Here is a 17,159-nt window from a genome sequence, read left to right on the forward strand (position 1 = left end):
CACAGCCATGAAGTTCTCCCAGTTCTTTATCACGCGGCCGATCTTCGCCGCGGTGCTGTCGCTGCTGATCCTGATTGCCGGCGGCATTTCGCTGTTCCAGTTGCCGATCAGCGAATACCCGGAAGTGGTGCCGCCCACCGTGGTGGTCCATGCCAACTACCCGGGCGCCAACCCCAAGGTCATCGGCGAAACCGTGGCCGCGCCGCTCGAACAAGCCATCACCGGCGTGGAGAACATGTTGTACATGTCTTCGCAGTCCACGGCGGATGGCCGGCTCACGCTCACCGTGACCTTTGCCTTGGGCACCGACCTGGACAACGCCCAGGTGCAGGTGCAGAACCGCGTGACCCGCACCGAGCCCAAGCTGCCGGAGGAGGTGACGCGCATCGGCATCACCGTCGACAAGGCCTCGCCCGAGCTGACGCTGCTGGTGCACCTGGTGTCGCCGGACAAGCGCTACGACATGCTCTACCTGTCCAACTACGCAATCCTCAACGTCAAGGATGAGCTGTCGCGGTTGAACGGTATCGGTGACGTGAAGATGTTCGGCATCGGCGATTACTCGCTGCGCATCTGGCTCGACCCGAACAAGACCGCGTCACGCAACCTGACCGCCACCGACGTGGTCAATGCGGTGCGTGAGCAGAACCGTCAGGTCGCGGCCGGCCAACTGGGCTCGCCGCCTGCACCCAACGCCACCAGCTTCCAGATGTCGATCAACTCCCAGGGGCGGCTGGTCACCGAAGAAGAATTCGAAAACGTCATCGTGCGCAGTGGCGCCGATGGCGAGATCACCCGCCTCAAGGACATTGCCCGGATTGAACTGGGCTCCAACCAGTACGCACTGCGCGCACTGCTCAATAACCAGGAAGCGGTGGCGATGCCGATCTTCCAGCGCCCGGGTTCGAACGCGATCGACGTGTCCGACCAGGTGCGGGCGAAGATGGCCGAACTGAAGAAGAGCTTCCCGGAAGGCATGGACTACGAGATCGTCTACGACCCGACCATCTTCGTGCGCAGCTCGATCGAGGCGGTGGTGCACACGCTGTTCGAGGCGCTGATCCTGGTGGTGCTGGTGGTGATCCTGTTCCTGCAAACCTGGCGCGCGTCGATCATTCCGCTGGTGGCGGTGCCGGTGTCGCTGATCGGCACCTTTGCCGTGATGCACTTGCTCGGCTTCTCGCTCAATGCGCTGTCGCTGTTCGGCCTGGTGTTGGCCATCGGCATCGTGGTCGACGATGCCATCGTGGTCGTAGAGAACGTCGAGCGAAACATCGAAACCGGACTCGAACCGGCCGAAGCCACCAAAAAAGCCATGGGCGAAGTGACCGGGCCGATCATCGCCACGGCGCTGGTGCTGTGCGCGGTGTTTGTGCCGGCGGCGTTCATTTCCGGGCTGACCGGGCAGTTCTACAAGCAGTTCGCCCTGACCATCGCGATCTCGACGGTGATCTCGGCGTTCAACTCCCTGACCTTGTCGCCGGCGTTGGCAGCGGTACTGCTCAAGGCTCACGGCGCACCGAAAGACCGTTTCTCCAAGGTGCTGGACCGCTTGCTCGGTGGCTGGTTGTTCAAGCCCTTCAACCGTCTGTTCGAAAAGGCCGGTCACGGCTATGTGGTGGCGGTTGGAAAAATCATCCGTGGCAGCAGCGTGGCGTTGCTGGTTTACGCCGGCCTGATCGCCATGACGTACATGGGCTTCAGCACCACGCCGACGGGGTTCGTGCCGACCCAGGACAAGAAGTACCTGGTGACGTTTGCGCAATTGCCGGACGCCGCCAGCCTGGACCGCACCGAGTCGGTGATCCGGCGCATGAGCACCATTGCCATGAACGAGCCGGGTTTCGACAGTGCCGTGGCCTTTCCGGGGCTGTCGATCAACGGCTTCACCAACAGCCCGAACGCCGGTATCGCGTTCATCGGCTTGCGGCCATTCGATGAGCGCAAGGACCCCAGCCTGTCGGCCGGGGCGATTTCCGCTTCGTTGAACGCCAAGTTCGGCGGTATTCAGGACGCCTACACCGCGGTGTTCCCGCCACCGCCCGTTCAAGGCCTGGGCACCATCGGCGGTTTCCGCCTGCAGATCGAAGACCGCGGCAACCTGGGTTACGACGAACTGTACAAAGAAACCATGAACATCATCGGCAAGAGCCGCAGCGTTCCCGAGCTCGCCAATCTGTTCACCAGCTACACGGTCAACGTACCCCAGGTCGAGGCCGCCATCGACCGCGAAAAAGCCAAGACCCACGGCGTGGCGATCAACGACATTTTCGACACGCTGCAGGTGTATCTGGGCTCGCTGTACGCCAATGACTTCAACCGTTTTGGCCGTACCTATCAGGTCAATGTCCAGGCTGAGCAACAGTTCCGTCAGGAGCCGGAGCAGATCGGCCAGTTGAAGGTGCGCAACGACCGTGGCGAGATGATTCCGCTGGCGACCTTCGTCAAGGTCAGCCCGACGTCGGGGCCGGACCGGGTCTCGCATTACAACGGCTTTGTCACTGCGGAAATCAACGGCAGCGCAGCCCCGGGCTACAGCTCCGGCCAGGCGCAGGCGGCGATTGAAAAGCTGCTCAAGGAAGAGCTGCCCAACGGCATGACCTACGAGTGGACCGACCTGACCTACCAGCAGATCCTCTCCGGCAACACGGCGCTGCTGGTGTTCCCGCTCTGCGTATTGCTGGCGTTCCTGGTGCTGGCAGCGCTGTATGAAAGCTGGAGCCTGCCGCTGGCGGTGATCCTGATCGTACCGATGACGCTGCTGTCGGCGATTGCCGGGGTGATCATTTCCAAGGGCGACAACAACATCTTCACCCAGATCGGCCTGATCGTACTGGTGGGGCTGGCCTGCAAGAACGCGATCCTGATCGTCGAGTTCGCCAAGGACAGACAGGACCAGGGCCTGTCACCGCTGGACGCCGTGCTGGACGCCTGCCGCATGCGCCTGCGGCCGATCCTGATGACCTCGTTCGCCTTCATCATGGGGGTGATTCCGCTGGTGACGTCTACCGGTGCCGGTTCGGAAATGCGCCGGGCCATGGGCGTCGCCGTGTTCTCCGGGATGCTCGGGGTGACCTTCTTCGGCCTGCTGCTGACGCCGGTGTTCTTTGTCCTGATCCGTCGCTACATCGAACGTAAAGCCGCGCGCAAGGCGGCCCATGTTCACTCGCTCAACGTTATTGATCCGGAGGCACACTGATGAACGCTTTCAAGCTGTTTTTACCGAGTCTGCTGGTCACCGCGTTGGCCGCCTGCACGGTCGGGCCGGATTACAAAACCCCGGACACGGCACCTGCCCATGTCGTCTCGGCGCAAGGAGCCAACTACGATCAATCGCGTTTCGAAACGGTGTGGTGGCAGCAATTCGATGACCCCACACTGAATCAACTGGTCGGCAAAGCGCTCAATGGCAACCGCGACCTGCGCGTGGCCTTCGCCCGCTGGAAGGCCGCCCGGGCCATCCGCGATGACGTCAGCAACGACAACCTGCCGGTGGTCACCAGCCGGGTCAGCAGCCAGCAGGGCAAGTCGCAGGTGCCGGGGCAGACAGAGCATCGGGTCAATACCGACCGCTACGATCTGGGCCTGGACATGGCCTGGGAGATCGACCTGTTCGGGCGCATCCAGCGCGAACTGGAATCCAGCGATGCCCGGGAAGATGCCACGGCGGCGGACCTGTACCAACTGCGGGTGAGCATGATCGCCGAGTTGGTGGACGCCTATGGTCAGCTGCGCGGTGCGCAACTGCGGGAAAAAATCGCCCTGGCCAACCTCAAGAATCAAAGCGAATCGCGCAGCGTGACGGTGAGTCTGCGTGACGCTGGCGTGGGCAACGAACTCGACGTGGTGCGTGCCGATGCGCGGTTGGCGGCCGTCGAGGCGAGCGTGCCGCAACTGCAGGCGGAGCAGGTGCACCACAAGAACCGCATCGCCACGTTGCTGGGTGAACGCCCGGACGCGCTGGGCATCGACCTGAGTCCAAAAGACTTGCCGGCCATCGCCAAGGCGTTGCCGATTGGCGACCCGGGCGAGCTGCTGCACCGGCGTCCGGATGTGCTCGCGGCGGAGCGTCGGTTGGCGGGGTCAACGGCGGATGTCGGCGTGGCCACCGCCGACCTGTTTCCACGGGTGAGCCTGAGTGGCTTCCTCGGGTTCACGGCGGGGCGTGGTTCGCAAATCGGTTCCAGCGCCGCCCGCGCCTGGAGCCTGGGGCCGAGCATCACCTGGGCGGCGTTTGACCTGGGCAGCGTGCGGGCGCGTATTCGCGGGGCCAACGCCGACGCCGAAGGGGCATTGGCGACCTATGAGCAACAGGTGTTGCTCGCACTGGAAGAATCGGAAAACGCCTTCAGCGACTACGGCAAGCGCCAGCAACGCTTGCTGTCGCTGATCAAGCAAAGCGAGTCGAGCCGTGCTGCGGCCGACCTGGCGGCGACGCAATACAAAGAAGGGGTGGTGGATTATCTGGTGTTGCTCGACGCACAACGCGAGCGGTTGAACGCCGAGGATGCCCAGGCACTGGGTGAAACCGATCAGTACCGCGCGATTGTCGCGATCTACAAATCCTTGGGCGGTGGTTGGGACAGCGGCGAAACGAAGCTGGCAAAAAACAACTGATGGACCCGGTGTTGTGTAGGAGCGAGCTTGCTCGCGATGGACGTTAACGAAAACGCGTGCTTGCTGGCTAAGCGCGGCGCTCTTGAGTCCATCGCGAGCAAGCTCGCTCCTACAGGGTTTGTAGGTCACGCGGTCTCGTGTAGGAGCTGGCTTGCCAGCGATGGTCGTCAACGATAACGCGCATGATCCGGATAAACGCGGCGCACCTGAGCCCATCGCCGGCAAGCCGGCTCCTACAGTTTTACGGGATTGCTTGAATAACCTTTTTTATTGCCCGTCCACAAGGCGTGGCAGCCCCAACGGATTGCCCTCGCGCAAGGGCTCCGGCAGCAACGCATCCGGAAAGCCCTGGTAAGCCACCGGACGCAGGAAGCGCTCGATGGACGTCATGCCCACTGAGGTAAATCGGCTGTCGGTGGTCGCCGGAAACGGCCCGCCATGCACGGTGGCAAAACACACTTCCTGCGGATGGGCGAAGGCGTTGACCACGATGCGCCCGGTGCGTCGCTCCAGGGGCGGGAGCAAGCGATGGGCCAGTGGCAAATCGTCCTGTTCCAGATGCAGGGTCGCGCTGAGTTGCCCCTTGAATGAGCGCGCTACCTGCAACAGTTCTTCTTCATCCCGGACCTTCACCAGCAACGCGGACGGGCCGAACACTTCCTGTGCAAGCAACGGCTCAGCGAGAAAACGCTCACCCTCGACTTCGAACAGCGCCGAGCGGCCATCCACTTCAGCGGTCGCGGTTGCGCCCACGGCGACAAGACTGGCACCGGCGCTTTCCATGTTGCACAGACCCTTCAAGTACGCCCCGTGGATACCCGGTGTCAGCATTGTGCGGGCCGGCGCTTCGCTCACGCGTTTGCTCATGGCGTGGCGCAGCGCGGCAAAACCAGTCCCTTCGACGGCAACCAGAATCGCCGGTTTGAGACAGGCTTGCCCGACATTGACCAGCATGCGCTCAACAAAGCCATCGCCAATCGGCGCACCCCGTTCGGCAAGTGCCCGGGGCAGGATGAAGGTCGGGTTGACGCTGGTCATTTCGGCGAAGACCGGAATCGGCTCGGGGCGTTGTTGTGCGCGCCGGTACAGCGCCATGCCACCTTGTTCGGAACCGGTGAAGGTCACGGCCTTGATCAGCGGATGATCGACCAGTGCTTCGCCGATGGCATTGCCGCTGCCACGCACCATCGAGAACACGCCTTCGGGCAGTCCGCTGTCTTGCACCGCTTGGCGGATGGCACGGGCCTGGATTTCCGAGGCGCCGGGATGCGCGTTGTGCGCCTTGAGAATGACCGTCGAACCCGCCGCCAGTGCCGAGGCGGTATCGCCGCCGGCCACCGAATAAGCGATGGGGAAGTTGCTCGCGCCGAAAATCGCCACCGGGCCGATGGCGATTTTCTGCAGGCGATGGTCCATGCGCGGGCGCGGCTGGCGCTCCGGTTGTGCAGGATCAATAGCCAGTTGCAGGAAACGCCCCCCGCGCACGACATCGGCGAATTGGCGGAACTGGGTGGCCGCCTTGATTGCCTCGCCTTGCAGCTGCGCCTCGGGCAGTCCGGTTTCCAGGGCCGCCCGTGCCGCCAGCGCTTCGCGAACGCTGTCGAGATTGTCGGCGATGCGCTCGAGAAACGCCGCACGCTCGGCGAGCGAGGTATGGCTGTAGACATCGAATGCGTCATCGGCCAGGGTCGCGGCGCGGTCGACATCGGCCACGCTACCTAGCGCAAACGCCGGTTCGATCGGTTGGTTCGTCGCGGGATTGAGCGCCTTCAGGGTGCCTTCGCTGGCGGCGACATCGCTGGCGCCGATCAGCAGCTTACCGGTCAACTGCATCACGCACCTGCCTGTGCCAGTGCGGCAACCAGTTCATCGGTGGTCACGATGGCGTGAGCGAAGGTCGGGCCGTTCAGTTCATGGGCCCCGTGCATCATCTCCGGCTTGAAGGCGGCGGTTGCATCGCGTACCAGGGTGACGTGATAGCCGAGTTCCTGAGCGTAACGGGCAGTCGCCTCGATGCAGGTATTGGCCAACAGGCCGACGATGATCACGTGGGTGATGCCTTTCTGTTTGAGGCGAAAATCGAGGTCGGTGTTGGCAAAACCGCTCGACCCCCAATGCTCCTGCACGACGATATCGCCGTCCTTCGGCGCAAAATCAGGGTGCCATTCGCCGCCCCATTCGCCCCGTGCGAAGTGATGCATGTGCATGATCTTGCACTGGGTGGGGCTTGGGTGATCCCAGTTTTCGTAGTCGCCTTTTTCCCAGCGGTGGTGCGGTACGATGACCACCGGGATGTTGAGCGCGCGGATGGTGCGATCAAGGGTGCGCAGGTTGTCGAGCAGGCCGACTTGCTTGGCAATGGGCTCGATCAACGGATAGATCTTTCCGCCCTCCGAGAGAAAGTCGTTGTAGGGGTCGACCAGCAGATAGGCAGTCCGGTCAAGAGGGTAGATGGCGTTGGACATGACGGTTCTCCGCAAAAAAATCCGTGGATGGTGAAGTGTAGTTGCTCAAAATTTACGCAGATATGATAATCATAGTAACTAGGAAAGAGGCAATACCGCATGTCGGTGAAAACAACCGTTTCTGAAACCCTGTGTCCGATTTCCCGGGCTGAAGCCGTCGTGGGCGACCGCTGGACGGTGCTGGTGCTGCGCGAATTGTTCATGGGCAGCCATCGCTTCGATGAAATCCAGGCGCAGACCGGCGGTACGCCGCAAATGGTCGCGGCGCGCTTGAAGAGCATGGAAGCGGATGGGCTTGTAGAGCGACGCGCTTACAGCGAACGGCCAAAACGCTACGAATATCACCTCACGGAAAAGGGCGACGCGTTCCACTCGGTGGTCCTGGCGCTGCGGGCCTGGGGCGAAACCTGGTGCAAATCACCCGAGGAAGGCCTGGCGGTGGTGTATACCCACCGCAGCTGCGGCGAACCGGCCGGACTCGGGCCGCTTTGCGCGCATTGCGGACAGCCCCTGCGCCGTGCAGACCTGATCAGTGAGCCGAGTGCAGCCTATGTCGCCGAACGCAGCGCCCGCCGCGAAGCGTTCAAGGGCTAGCGGTGCCCGCTACGACGGGTTTGTATCCGCAGGTATCCGCAACGCCCGCCGTTACCCGAACATACAAAACCCGGGCTTCCCGACACCCTGGCGATACACGGCGGCCTTCAAATGCAATCACCGGCACCGCGTCACTTTCGACGCGGCCGAGCATGGTTCAACTGGAGGCAAGGCTATGTTGCGTATCAACACCCGTCACACCATCGGCAAGCTTGGCATCGCCCTGGCAGCAGCGGGGCTGGCGACCTTCGCGAGCCTCTCGCAGGCCCAGGAAGTACAGCCGGCCCCGGCGATGAAAAGCTGGCAGCAGGGCCTGCATCGAACCGATCTGGTACGCGAAGACCTGGGCGCCGCCGATTGCGAAGTCCTTCAGGTGCTCGTGGACTTCGATCCGGGCGTGACGTCGCCCAAACATGCCCACCCGGGCGTAGAGGTGGCGCACGTGATCAGCGGCATCTTCGAGTATCAACTGGAAGGGCGGGCACCGGTGACGCTCAAGGCCGGCGATTCGTTGTACATCCCCGCAGGCGTTGCGCATGTGGCGAAGAACGTAGGCCAGGACAAGGCATCGGAACTGGCCACCTACATCGTCAAGAAAGGCGAGCCGCTGCTGATCCTCAAGCAGTAATGTAGGAGCGAGCTTGCTCGCGATGGACTCAAGAGCGCCGCGTTCAGTCAGGACGCACGCGTTATCGTTAACGACCATCGCGAGCAGGCTCGCTCCTACGTTTTCCGCTGGCGTTATTGACTGCAAACGTCCCACACGCAACCGCGCAGCCAGCGATGCGCCGGGTCGGCGTCCATGCGCGGGTGCCACAGCATCGACACCGTGATCGGCGGCGTGGGGAAGGGCAGGGCAAAGCAGTGCATCCCCTGGCACAGGTTGCCGACGTGTCGCTCGGGTACGCTGGCCACCAGCTCTGAAGCCCGCGCCAATGCGATCGCAGAGGAGAAGCCGGCGACGATGGTGACGATGTCGCGCTGCAATCCCAGTTCACTCAAGGCGTCGTCCATGACGCCTTTTTCGTGCCCCCGGCGCGAGACCAGGATGTGCCGGGCGGCGGCATAACGAACCGCTGTCATTTCACCTTGAGTCAACGGGTGACCTTCACGCACAAGGCCAATGAAGCGGTCGCGAAACAGCATCCGGGTGCGCACTTCCGGGCTGGTGGATTCGTCGATCACACCGGTTTCCAGGTCCACCGAACCGTCGCGCAGCAGGGTGCTGTCCTTGTTGAGCTTCTGCACGAAACTCAAGCGGACACCGGGCGCTGCTGCGTTGAGGCGGGCGATCAGTGGCGGTCCGAAGTTTTCCACGAAACCGTCGCTGGTACGCAGGGTGAAGGTGCGGGTCAGTTGCTTGAGATCGAGTACCTCGGCGGGACGCAGGACGGCTTCGGCGTCCTGCACGAGCACACCGACGCGTTCACGCAACTCCAGCGCCCGAGGGGTGGGCACCAGTCCGCGCCCGGCCCGCACCAACAGAGGATCGCCCGTGGTTTCGCGCAGTCGCGCCAAGGCCCGGCTCATGGCGGACGGGCTTAGGCGCAAGCGCTTTGCGGCGCGGGCTACGCTGCCTTCCTCCAGCAATACGTTCAGGGTGATCAGCAAATTCAGATCGGGCATGGAATGGGTTCCTGTGGGAGCGGGCCCTGTGGAGTGGGACCCCTGTGGATAGGGACCCCTGTGGTGAGGGGGCTCTGTGGATAGGGAGTTCTGTGGCGAAGGGGCTTGCCCCCGTTCGGTGGCGAAGCCGCCGTAAATCCAGGCGACTTGGTCTGCCTGAAGGATCGCTGGGGGCTGCTTCGCAACCCAACGGGGGCAAGCCCCCTCGCCACAGGGCCCGCTTCCATGATGGCGTTGTATGCACGTATTAAGTGCAACTGCTGCGTCTTCCGCCATGGTATGGCCGGGCTTAGGCTCGGTACAACCTGTTTGCGGAGTCACGAGAAAATGAAATCCCTATCGATTCGAGGCGCCTTGGCCAGCCTGTCGTTATCCATGTTGCTGGCATCCCTGGGCACCAGCATTGCCAACGTTGGATTGCCGGCATTGGCCGAGGCGTTTTCTGCGTCGTTCCAGGCCGTGCAGTGGGTGGTGCTCGCTTACTTGCTGAGCATCACCGCGCTGATCGTCAGTGTCGGCCGGCTCGGCGACCTCATGGGGCGGCGGCGCTTGCTGTTGATTGGCATTGCCGTGTTTACCGTCGCCTCGCTCCTCTGCGCCCTGGCGCCCGGCCTGTGGTTGCTGATAGCGGCCCGGGCCCTGCAGGGCGTCGGCGCGGCCACCATGATGGCGCTGACCCTGGCGCTGGTGAGCGGGGCGGTGCCCAAGGAAAAAACCGGCAGCGCGATGGGCGTGCTCGGCACGATGTCGGCGATAGGCACTTGCCTGGGGCCGACGCTGGGCGGCGTGTTGATTGCTCAGGTGGGCTGGCAGGGGATCTTTCTGCTCAGCGTACCCCTGGGTGTGTTGGCGTTCGGACTGGCCTGGCGCTTTTTACCGGTGGATCACCACGAAATCACCTCCACCCGCCCGGACTTCGACGCACTCGGCACGCTGGTCCTGGTCCTGACCCTGTTGGCTTACACGCTGGCCATGACCCTTGGACGCGGCAGCTTCGGTCCGCTCAATACCGCACTGCTGCTGGTCGCGGTGATCGGCCTGGTCCTGTTCGTGTTCGTCGAGCAAACGGCTGCGTCGCCGCTGGTTAACCTGGCGATGTTGGGCAGTCCGCTGCTGAGCGCCGGGTTCGCCATGAGCACCCTGGTGACCACGGTCGTCATGGCCACCCTGGTGGTCGGCCCGTTCTATTTGTCGGGTGCGCTGGGGTTGAAGGCGGCGAGTGTCGGGCTGGTGATGTCGGCCGGCCCGCTGGTGGCGGCACTGGCCGGCATGCCCGCCGGACGCCTGGTCGACCGGCTGGGCGCGCAGCGTTCGGGTGCACTCGGGCTGATTGCCATGTTGACCGGCGCGTGCATCCTGCCTGTCATGCCGATGAGCGTCGGCATCCCTGGTTACCTCGCGCCAATGGTGGTCCTCACGGCCGGCTATGCGCTGTTCCAGGCGGCGAACAATACCGCCGTCATGCTGCAAATCGAGGCGCAACAGCGTGGTGTGGTTTCCGGCCTGCTCGGGTTGTCGCGCAATCTCGGCTTGATCACGGGCGCCTCGGTGATGGGCGCCGTGTTCGCCTTCGGCACGGCCAGCCAGGATATCTTGCAGGCGCAACCCGAGGCTATCGCGCAGGGGATGCGGTTGACGTTTGCGGTGGCTGCGGGGCTGATTCTTTTGGCGCTGGTGCTGGGAGCGGTCAGCAAAATCGTTTCACGTCGCTTGATCGCGCCGTGCTGAAAAACGGCGAGACTGTCGTGAAAACGACCTGTTTGCGCTGAACGCGAAGCCTTGTGAGTTTTCTGTTGAACGAGTGTTCAGTCTGGACTATGTTGGGGGCCACCTTCCCCCGGCTGGTTGCGGGCTTGCGTTTCTTCAATTCGAACGAGGCAATGGCATGCGGTTTTCACCCTTTGTTGAACGGATCAGTGGCCAGGGCGTTGCCGCCTGGGATATTCACTACGCAGCCAACGCGGCACAACGCAACGGCGAGGACGTGATCATCCTCAGCGTCGGCGACCCGGATTTCCCCACCCCCGATTTCATCACCGACGCCGCCATCCACGCCCTGCGCGAAGGGGACACCCACTACACCGAAATCGCCGGCCGCCAGGCCTTGCGCGAAGCCATCGCCGGCCGCTATAGCCAGTCGATTGGCCGCGAACTGCAGGCCTCGAACATCATTCTCACGGCAGGCGCGCAGAACGCCCTGTTCGCCACCTCGATGTGCCTGCTCGGTGCCGGCGACGAAGTGATTGCCTTCGATCCGATGTACGTCACCTACGAAGCCACGCTCAAGGCCTCCGGCGCCACGCTGGTGCGGGTGCCCTGTGCGGCGGACTCGGGTTTCCGCCTCGATGCCGCCGTGCTGGCCAAGGCCATTACCCCGCGCACCCGGGCGATTTTCTTCTCCAATCCGAACAACCCCACCGGCGTGGTGCTGGGTGGCGAAGAGCTGCAAGCCATCGCCGACCTCGCCATCGCCCATGACCTGTGGGTGGTGGTGGACGAGGTCTACGAGAGCCTCGCCTACGAGCGAGAACACCTGAGCCTGGCAGCGTTGCCGGGCATGGCCGAGCGCTGCGTGGTGATCGGCAGCCTGTCGAAATCCCATGCCATGACCGGTTGGCGCATCGGCTGGGTCATGGCCAATGAAACCCTGGTCAACCATGTCGAAACCCTGGTGCTGAGCATGCTCTACGGCTTGCCCGGGTTTGTCATGGAAGCGGCGCTCAAGGCCGTGCAGTCCTTTGATGAAGTCACCCACGGCATGCGCGAGATCTATCGTCGGCGCCGCGACCTGGTGGTGTCCGGCCTGGCCGATTGCCCGGGCATCAGCGTGCTCAATCCCGATGCCGGCATGTTCGTGCTGGTGGACGTGCGCGGCACCGGCCTGACCTCGCTGGAATTCGCCTGGCGCCTGCTGCGCGAGGCGGGTGTCTCGGTGCTCGATGCGGCGGCGTTCGGTGAGCCGGCCCAGGGGTTTGTGCGGCTGTCGTTCACCCTCGGTGAAGAGCGCCTGGCCCAGGCCTGCCAGCGCATTCGCGGTTTTGTCCAGGTGCTCAATGGTGAGGCGCCGAGGCCGGTGCTCGGCACGATGACCAGCACCGCAACCGTCGAACCGGCTGCGGCCAGGACCATGATCGAGGTCGATGGCCTGCACAAACGCTTCGGCAATATCGAAGTGCTCAAGGGCGTTTCCCTGACCGCCCGCGAGGGCGAAGTGATCTCGCTGATCGGGGCCAGCGGCTCGGGCAAAAGTACCTTGCTGCGCTGCATCAACATGCTCGAAGTGCCGGATCAGGGCCGCATCCTGGTCGATGGCGAAAGCATTCACCTTAACCAGAACCGTCCCGGCGCACCGCTGGTGTCGGACGCCAAACAGCTGGTGCGCATCCGTTCCAGCCTGGGCATGGTGTTTCAGAATTTCAACCTCTGGCCCCATCGCACCGTGCTGGAAAACCTCATCGAAGCGCCGACCCAGGTCCTGCGTGAAAGCCGTGCGGAGGCCACCGAACGGGCCGAAGCGCTGCTCGAGCGCGTAGGTCTTGCGGCCAAGCGCAACGAGTACCCGGCGTTTCTCTCCGGGGGACAGCAACAACGGGTGGCCATCGCCCGGGCCCTGGCCATGCGGCCCAAGGTCATGCTGTTCGATGAACCCACCTCGGCACTCGACCCGGAACTGGTCGGGGAAGTGCTGCGGGTGATCCGCTCCCTCGCCGAAGAAGGCCGGACCATGATCCTGGTGACTCATGAAATGGCCTTCGCACGCGATGTCTCTTCCAAGGTCGCCTTTTTGCATCAAGGGCTGATCGAGGAAACCGGTTCGCCGGACGAAGTGTTCGTACACCCACGCAGCGAGCGTTGCCGACAATTCGTCAACGCTCATCAGACTCGCTAACTCATCATAAAAAGACGGGAAAACAACATGGGAAATCGACGTTTTGCAAACTGGTTGACCGGTGCAGCCTGCGTATTGCTGGCTGGCATGAGTGCGGCGCAAGCACAGCCGATCAGGTTCGCGGTGGCCGCCGAACCCTATCCGCCGTACACCGAAAAGCAGGCCAACGGTGAGTGGAAGGGTTTCGAAGTCGACCTGATCCACAAGCTGTGCAGCGAAATGAAAGCCGATTGCGAGATCAAGGAAGTGGCGTGGGACGGCATCATTCCGTCGCTGCTGGCGAAGAAGATCGACGTGATCTTTTCCTCGATGTCGGTGACCGAAGAGCGCGAAAAACAGATCGCCTTCAGCAAGGCCTACTACGACTCGGCGATTGCCGTCGTCGGCCCGAAAGAAGCGTCGGTGAAGAAGTACCCGGATGACCTCAAGGGCAAGATCATCGGCGTGCAGAACTCGACCGTCAGCGCCAGCTACCTGAAGACCTACTACGAAAAAATCGCCGACGTTAAGTACTACGACACCCAGGACTCGGCCAACGCCGACCTGATCGCCGGGCGCATCGACCTGATGATGGCCGACGGCACCGCCATGGCTTCGTTCATCAAGACCCCGGATGCCAAGGACCTGGCCTACCTCAGCACCGTGCCCTACGACCCGATCTTCGGCAAAGGCGTAGGCGCTGGCATGCGCAAGGACGACACCGAACTCAAGGCCAAGCTCGACAAGGCCATCCAGCAGTTGCTGGCGAGCAAGGACTACGACGACCTGTCCCAGAGCTACTTCGGCACCAGCGTGAAGCCTGCGTTCTGACGACGGGTTAAACGTAGATCCCCTGTGGGAGCGGGCTTGCTCGCGAAAGCGGCGTATCAGATACATAAATATTGACTGACATACCGCTTTCGCGAGCAAGCCCGCTCCCACATGGGAAGGTGCAGATCCGCCAACTGGAGACTGAAATGCCGGCAATGTTCGATCTGATCAATTTCACCGAGCAGGGATGGGGCAGTGCGCTGCTGAAGGGGCTGTGGATGACCCTGCAGATTTCCGCCGGGGCCTTCGTGCTCGGGCTGGCGATCGGGCTGGTGGTGGCGTGCCTCAAGCTGGGCGCACCAAAACCGATTGCCGCACTGATGCGCGGCTACACCACCTTGTTCCGCGCGGTGCCGGAACTGCTGCTGATTCTGTTGCTGTACTACGTCGGCTCCATGCTCCTCAATTCGCTGATGACCCACCTGGGCTACGGCGTGGTCAATGTCAGCGGTCCGCTGGCGGCCATCGTGGTGCTGGGGCTGGTGCAGGGCGCCTACGCCTCGGAGATTTTCCGCGCGGCGATCCAGGCGATTCCCTTCGGCCAGATCGAAGCGGCCAAGGCATTCGGCCTGAGCGGTTTCGGGCTGTTCCGCCGGGTCACGCTGCCGATCATGGCGCCGTACGCCATGGCCGGGATGGCCAACCTGTGGATCAACCTGATCAAGGACAGTGCGCTGATCAGCGTGGTCGGCACCAACGAACTGCTGTACACCGCCAAGCAAGGCGCGGGTTCGACGCGCCACTATCTGTTGTTCTACCTCACGGCTGCCGCGCTGTATTACGCGGTGACCTTGGCGTCGAACTATCTGTCGGGTCGGCTGGAGCGACGTATTCGTCGCTGGATGCCTCTTGTTGACTGAACCGGCTGAGTAAATGAAATGATTCCAGCGTGGATAATTGAATACGCGGCACTGTTGGGCCGGGGCTTGCAAACCACCCTCACGATTCTATTGATCGCCAGTGTGTTCGGGTTTGCCCTGGCGGTCCTGGTGGCCCTGGCGCGGATCTCGAAAAACAAGGTGATCGCCAAGGTCAGCCTGTTCTACACCAGCGTCACCCGTGGCACGCCGTTGCTGATCCAGATCTACATCTTCTATTACGGCCTGGGCAGCCTGTTTGCCCAGTTCCCGCTGATTCGCGGCAGCTTCCTCTGGCCGTACCTGCGCGACGGTTACTGGTACATCGTGTTCGCCCTGGTGGTGTCGGTCGGCGCCTATGTCGGCGAAGTGATTCGCGGCGGCCTGCTGGCGGTGCCCAAGGGCGAGATGGAAGCGGCTTCGGCCTTCGGCATGACCAAGCGCCAGTCCTTGCTGCGGGTACGGTTGCCCCGGGCGATGCGCCTGTTGCTGCCGACCCTGGCCGGGGAAACCGTGATGCTGCTCAAGTCCACGGCGCTGGCCTCGACCATCGCCGTGATCGATCTGCTCGGCGCCGCCAACGTGGTCCGCGCACAAACCCTGCAAGTGTATGAACCCCTGTTGCTGGTGGCCGGTGTCTACGTCTGCCTGACCTTCCTGATCGAGGCGCTGTTTGCCTTCGCCGAACGGCGCGGCACGCCGGTGCGCAGGTCGGCCTGATGAGTTCGTCAAGGGTTGACCGCTCGCTGCAAGGCATTGGCCTGTGCGTCCTGGGCTATGCGTTCCTGTCGTTTCAGGATGCGCTGATCAAATGGCTGGTGGCCGACTATTCGGTGGTCACCATTCTGTTCTGGCGCGCCGCCGTGGTGGTCGTGGCGGTGCTGCTGGCAGGCCGTCTGCGCGTCATCCGCCGGGCCTGGCATTCACCCAGCCGGCGCCTGCTGGTGGTGCGCGGTCTGCTGTCGATCGTGGCCTGGGTGCTGTACTACACGGCGGCCCGCGACCTGACCCTGGCCGAGATGACCACCCTGTATTTTTCCGCGCCGATCATGGTCACGATGCTGGCGGCGGTGATCCTCAAGGAGCGCGCCAGCGGCTGGCAGTGGTTCAGCCTGATCATCGGTTTTATCGGGGTGGTCATTGCCTGTCGCCCCGACAACATGACCGAGCCGTTGCCCATCGTGCTGACCTTGTTGGCGGCGGTGTGCTGGGCATTCACCTACATCCAGTTGCGTCAGGTGGACGAGCAGACCTCGGTGCTGGAGCAGATGCTGATCACCAACGTGGTGTTCGTGATTTGCATGGCGGTGGCCCTGCCGTGGACTCACACGCCTTCGCCGACACCCGCCTGGCTGGGCATGCTCGGCGCCGGCCTGGTGGGCGGCATCGGTCAGTTCCTGTTGTTCGCCAGTTTCCGCCGCGCCACCGCGACCTTGCTCGCGCCGTTCGAGTACACCGGGCTGATCTGGGCGTTCGCCCTGTCGAGCCTGGTCTGGGGCACGCTGATGGACACGTCGCTGATGATCGGCGCCGGGCTGATCGCCGTCAGCGGCACCCTGGCGATGATCTTCGGCCGGCACGCATCACAGGACGTCGTCGGTGCTGAATGCTCCGTGACGCAGCCCCTTTATCCAGCAACGGCAGATGTGGAGACCGTTGGCGGCGCTGAAGGTCTCGGGGTTCAGGCACCACTCGAGCCAGAGACCGTCGAGCATCGCCGATAAACCGATGGCCGCCAGCCGGGTGTCGTGAATCACGAAACCTTCGCTGGCGGCCAGGCCGTCGAGCAACTGGCGGATCAGGTCGAGGTAGGCGCGGTAGCTTTTTTCGTGGGACTGGCTGACGTGTTCGGAGTGACGGATCAGGCTCCAGAACACCACCCACACGCCAAGCAGTTTCGGGTCCATGACCCTGGGCGAGAACGAGCCGACCAGGAAGGCGTCGATCTTCTGCGCGGGTGTCCCGGCCTGCTCGATTTCCAAGAGCAGGGCCGTGGTCAGTTCGCTCGCGAGCCGCTGGTAGGTGTCGGCGATCAGAGCCTCGATGCTGCCAAAGTGATGGTTGAGCAACCCCACGGACACCCCGGCTTCGGTAGCGATGCGTCGCACGGAAATCCCGGCGTGACCGTCGCGGCCCAGGCAGCGCAGGGTGGCGGCCACCAGCATTTCGCGGCGGTCTTCGGGTTCGGCGCGACGGTTCTTCGGGGCAACGGTTGGCACAAGGCTGTCCTTGGGTGAGATTCCACGCAGTCGAGCTTAGTTGAACGTCTGTTCAATCACCAGCCTCGACAGCAGCGATACA

General features: G+C 63.0%; 13 protein-coding genes and 1 pseudogene. 10 read left to right on the forward strand and 4 right to left on the reverse strand.

Going from position 1 to position 17,159, the window contains the following annotated elements:
- Positions 1-7 precede the first annotated feature (7 nt).
- On the forward strand, positions 8-3,199 hold the full coding sequence (locus QMK54_RS12695) for an efflux RND transporter permease subunit (protein ID WP_223595942.1): 3,192 nt from the start codon (positions 8-10) through the stop codon (positions 3,197-3,199).
- Positions 3,199-4,617, forward strand: coding sequence for a TolC family protein (locus QMK54_RS12700; protein WP_320402624.1), 1,419 nt, complete (start codon positions 3,199-3,201; stop codon positions 4,615-4,617). Before QMK54_RS12695 ends, QMK54_RS12700 begins: the two co-directional genes overlap by 1 nt.
- A 267-nt stretch (positions 4,618-4,884) precedes the next feature.
- On the opposite strand, the gene QMK54_RS12705 is transcribed toward QMK54_RS12700, so the two are convergent.
- Positions 4,885-6,450 carry an aldehyde dehydrogenase (NADP(+)) gene (locus tag QMK54_RS12705; protein ID WP_320402625.1) on the reverse strand — a complete coding sequence of 522 codons (1,566 nt, stop codon included), beginning with the start codon at positions 6,448-6,450 and terminating at the stop codon, positions 4,885-4,887.
- On the reverse strand, positions 6,450-7,082 hold the full coding sequence (locus QMK54_RS12710) for an isochorismatase family cysteine hydrolase (RefSeq protein ID WP_320402626.1): 633 nt from the start codon (positions 7,080-7,082) through the stop codon (positions 6,450-6,452). The genes QMK54_RS12705 and QMK54_RS12710 overlap by 1 nt, the downstream gene beginning before the upstream one ends.
- A gap of 99 nt (positions 7,083-7,181) precedes the next feature.
- Here QMK54_RS12710 and QMK54_RS12715 point away from each other — a divergent pair, with 99 nt between their 5' ends.
- Both QMK54_RS12715 and QMK54_RS12720 read left to right on the forward strand, forming a co-directional pair.
- Entirely contained in the window at positions 7,182-7,676 is a 495-nt protein-coding gene (locus QMK54_RS12715) for a winged helix-turn-helix transcriptional regulator (RefSeq protein ID WP_110662712.1), read from the forward strand.
- Positions 7,677-7,851: 175 nt separating this feature from the next.
- Positions 7,852-8,304 (forward strand): cupin domain-containing protein, encoded by a 453-nt coding sequence (locus QMK54_RS12720; RefSeq protein ID WP_320402627.1) that lies wholly within the window; start codon positions 7,852-7,854, stop codon positions 8,302-8,304.
- Between the two features lie 113 nt (positions 8,305-8,417).
- Here QMK54_RS12720 and QMK54_RS12725 read toward each other — a convergent pair whose 3' ends face one another.
- Positions 8,418-9,302 (reverse strand): LysR family transcriptional regulator, encoded by an 885-nt coding sequence (locus tag QMK54_RS12725; RefSeq protein ID WP_320402628.1) that lies wholly within the window; start codon positions 9,300-9,302, stop codon positions 8,418-8,420.
- Between the two features lie 327 nt (positions 9,303-9,629).
- Between QMK54_RS12725 and QMK54_RS12730 the strand changes: the two genes are divergently transcribed.
- The 6 genes from QMK54_RS12730 to QMK54_RS12755 all read left to right on the forward strand — a co-directional run bounded on the left by QMK54_RS12730 (position 9,630) and on the right by QMK54_RS12755 (position 16,582).
- On the forward strand, positions 9,630-11,030 hold the full coding sequence (locus QMK54_RS12730) for an MFS transporter (protein WP_320402629.1): 1,401 nt from the start codon (positions 9,630-9,632) through the stop codon (positions 11,028-11,030).
- A 157-nt stretch (positions 11,031-11,187) separates the two neighbouring features.
- Positions 11,188-13,191, forward strand: a complete 2,004-nt coding sequence (locus QMK54_RS12735) for an aminotransferase class I/II-fold pyridoxal phosphate-dependent enzyme (RefSeq protein ID WP_320402630.1) — start codon at positions 11,188-11,190, stop codon at positions 13,189-13,191.
- Positions 13,192-13,218: 27 nt separating this feature from the next.
- Complete coding sequence (locus QMK54_RS12740) at positions 13,219-14,001, forward strand: transporter substrate-binding domain-containing protein (RefSeq protein ID WP_320402631.1); 783 nt, start codon at positions 13,219-13,221, stop codon at positions 13,999-14,001.
- A gap of 146 nt (positions 14,002-14,147) precedes the next feature.
- A complete protein-coding gene (locus QMK54_RS12745; protein WP_110658706.1) occupies positions 14,148-14,861 on the forward strand; it encodes an ABC transporter permease in 714 nt (237 codons plus the stop codon).
- 18 nt (positions 14,862-14,879) lie between these two features.
- Positions 14,880-15,578: an ABC transporter permease gene (locus QMK54_RS12750; RefSeq protein WP_110658704.1), complete on the forward strand. Its 699-nt coding sequence runs from the start codon at positions 14,880-14,882 to the stop codon at positions 15,576-15,578.
- Complete coding sequence (locus QMK54_RS12755; RefSeq protein ID WP_320402632.1) at positions 15,578-16,582, forward strand: DMT family transporter; 1,005 nt, start codon at positions 15,578-15,580, stop codon at positions 16,580-16,582. Before QMK54_RS12750 ends, QMK54_RS12755 begins: the two co-directional genes overlap by 1 nt.
- Here QMK54_RS12755 and QMK54_RS12760 read toward each other — a convergent pair.
- Positions 16,538-17,023: pseudogene (locus tag QMK54_RS12760) on the reverse strand (TetR family transcriptional regulator C-terminal domain-containing protein); the annotation flags it as partial. The gene QMK54_RS12755 and the pseudogene QMK54_RS12760 overlap by 45 nt on opposite strands.
- Positions 17,024-17,159: the final 136 nt, after the last annotated feature.

Origin of the sequence: Pseudomonas sp. P5_109 (assembly GCF_034009455.1) — a bacterium.
GTDB lineage: Bacteria > Pseudomonadota > Gammaproteobacteria > Pseudomonadales > Pseudomonadaceae > Aquipseudomonas.

Excerpts from the sequence above, each read along its gene's own strand:
- QMK54_RS12695 (WP_223595942.1), top strand. The coding sequence starts at position 8 with ATGAAGTTCTCCCAGTTCTTTATCACGCGGCCGATCTTCGCCGCGGTG.
- QMK54_RS12700 (WP_320402624.1), top strand. The coding sequence starts at position 3,199 with ATGAACGCTTTCAAGCTGTTTTTACCGAGTCTGCTGGTCACCGCGTTG.
- QMK54_RS12705 (WP_320402625.1), bottom strand. The coding sequence starts at position 6,450 with ATGCAGTTGACCGGTAAGCTGCTGATCGGCGCCAGCGATGTCGCCGCC.
- QMK54_RS12710 (WP_320402626.1), bottom strand. The coding sequence starts at position 7,082 with ATGTCCAACGCCATCTACCCTCTTGACCGGACTGCCTATCTGCTGGTC.
- QMK54_RS12715 (WP_110662712.1), top strand. The coding sequence starts at position 7,182 with ATGTCGGTGAAAACAACCGTTTCTGAAACCCTGTGTCCGATTTCCCGG.
- QMK54_RS12720 (WP_320402627.1), top strand. The coding sequence starts at position 7,852 with ATGTTGCGTATCAACACCCGTCACACCATCGGCAAGCTTGGCATCGCC.
- QMK54_RS12725 (WP_320402628.1), bottom strand. The coding sequence starts at position 9,302 with ATGCCCGATCTGAATTTGCTGATCACCCTGAACGTATTGCTGGAGGAA.
- QMK54_RS12730 (WP_320402629.1), top strand. The coding sequence starts at position 9,630 with ATGAAATCCCTATCGATTCGAGGCGCCTTGGCCAGCCTGTCGTTATCC.
- QMK54_RS12735 (WP_320402630.1), top strand. The coding sequence starts at position 11,188 with ATGCGGTTTTCACCCTTTGTTGAACGGATCAGTGGCCAGGGCGTTGCC.
- QMK54_RS12740 (WP_320402631.1), top strand. The coding sequence starts at position 13,219 with ATGGGAAATCGACGTTTTGCAAACTGGTTGACCGGTGCAGCCTGCGTA.
- QMK54_RS12745 (WP_110658706.1), top strand. The coding sequence starts at position 14,148 with ATGCCGGCAATGTTCGATCTGATCAATTTCACCGAGCAGGGATGGGGC.
- QMK54_RS12750 (WP_110658704.1), top strand. The coding sequence starts at position 14,880 with ATGATTCCAGCGTGGATAATTGAATACGCGGCACTGTTGGGCCGGGGC.
- QMK54_RS12755 (WP_320402632.1), top strand. The coding sequence starts at position 15,578 with ATGAGTTCGTCAAGGGTTGACCGCTCGCTGCAAGGCATTGGCCTGTGC.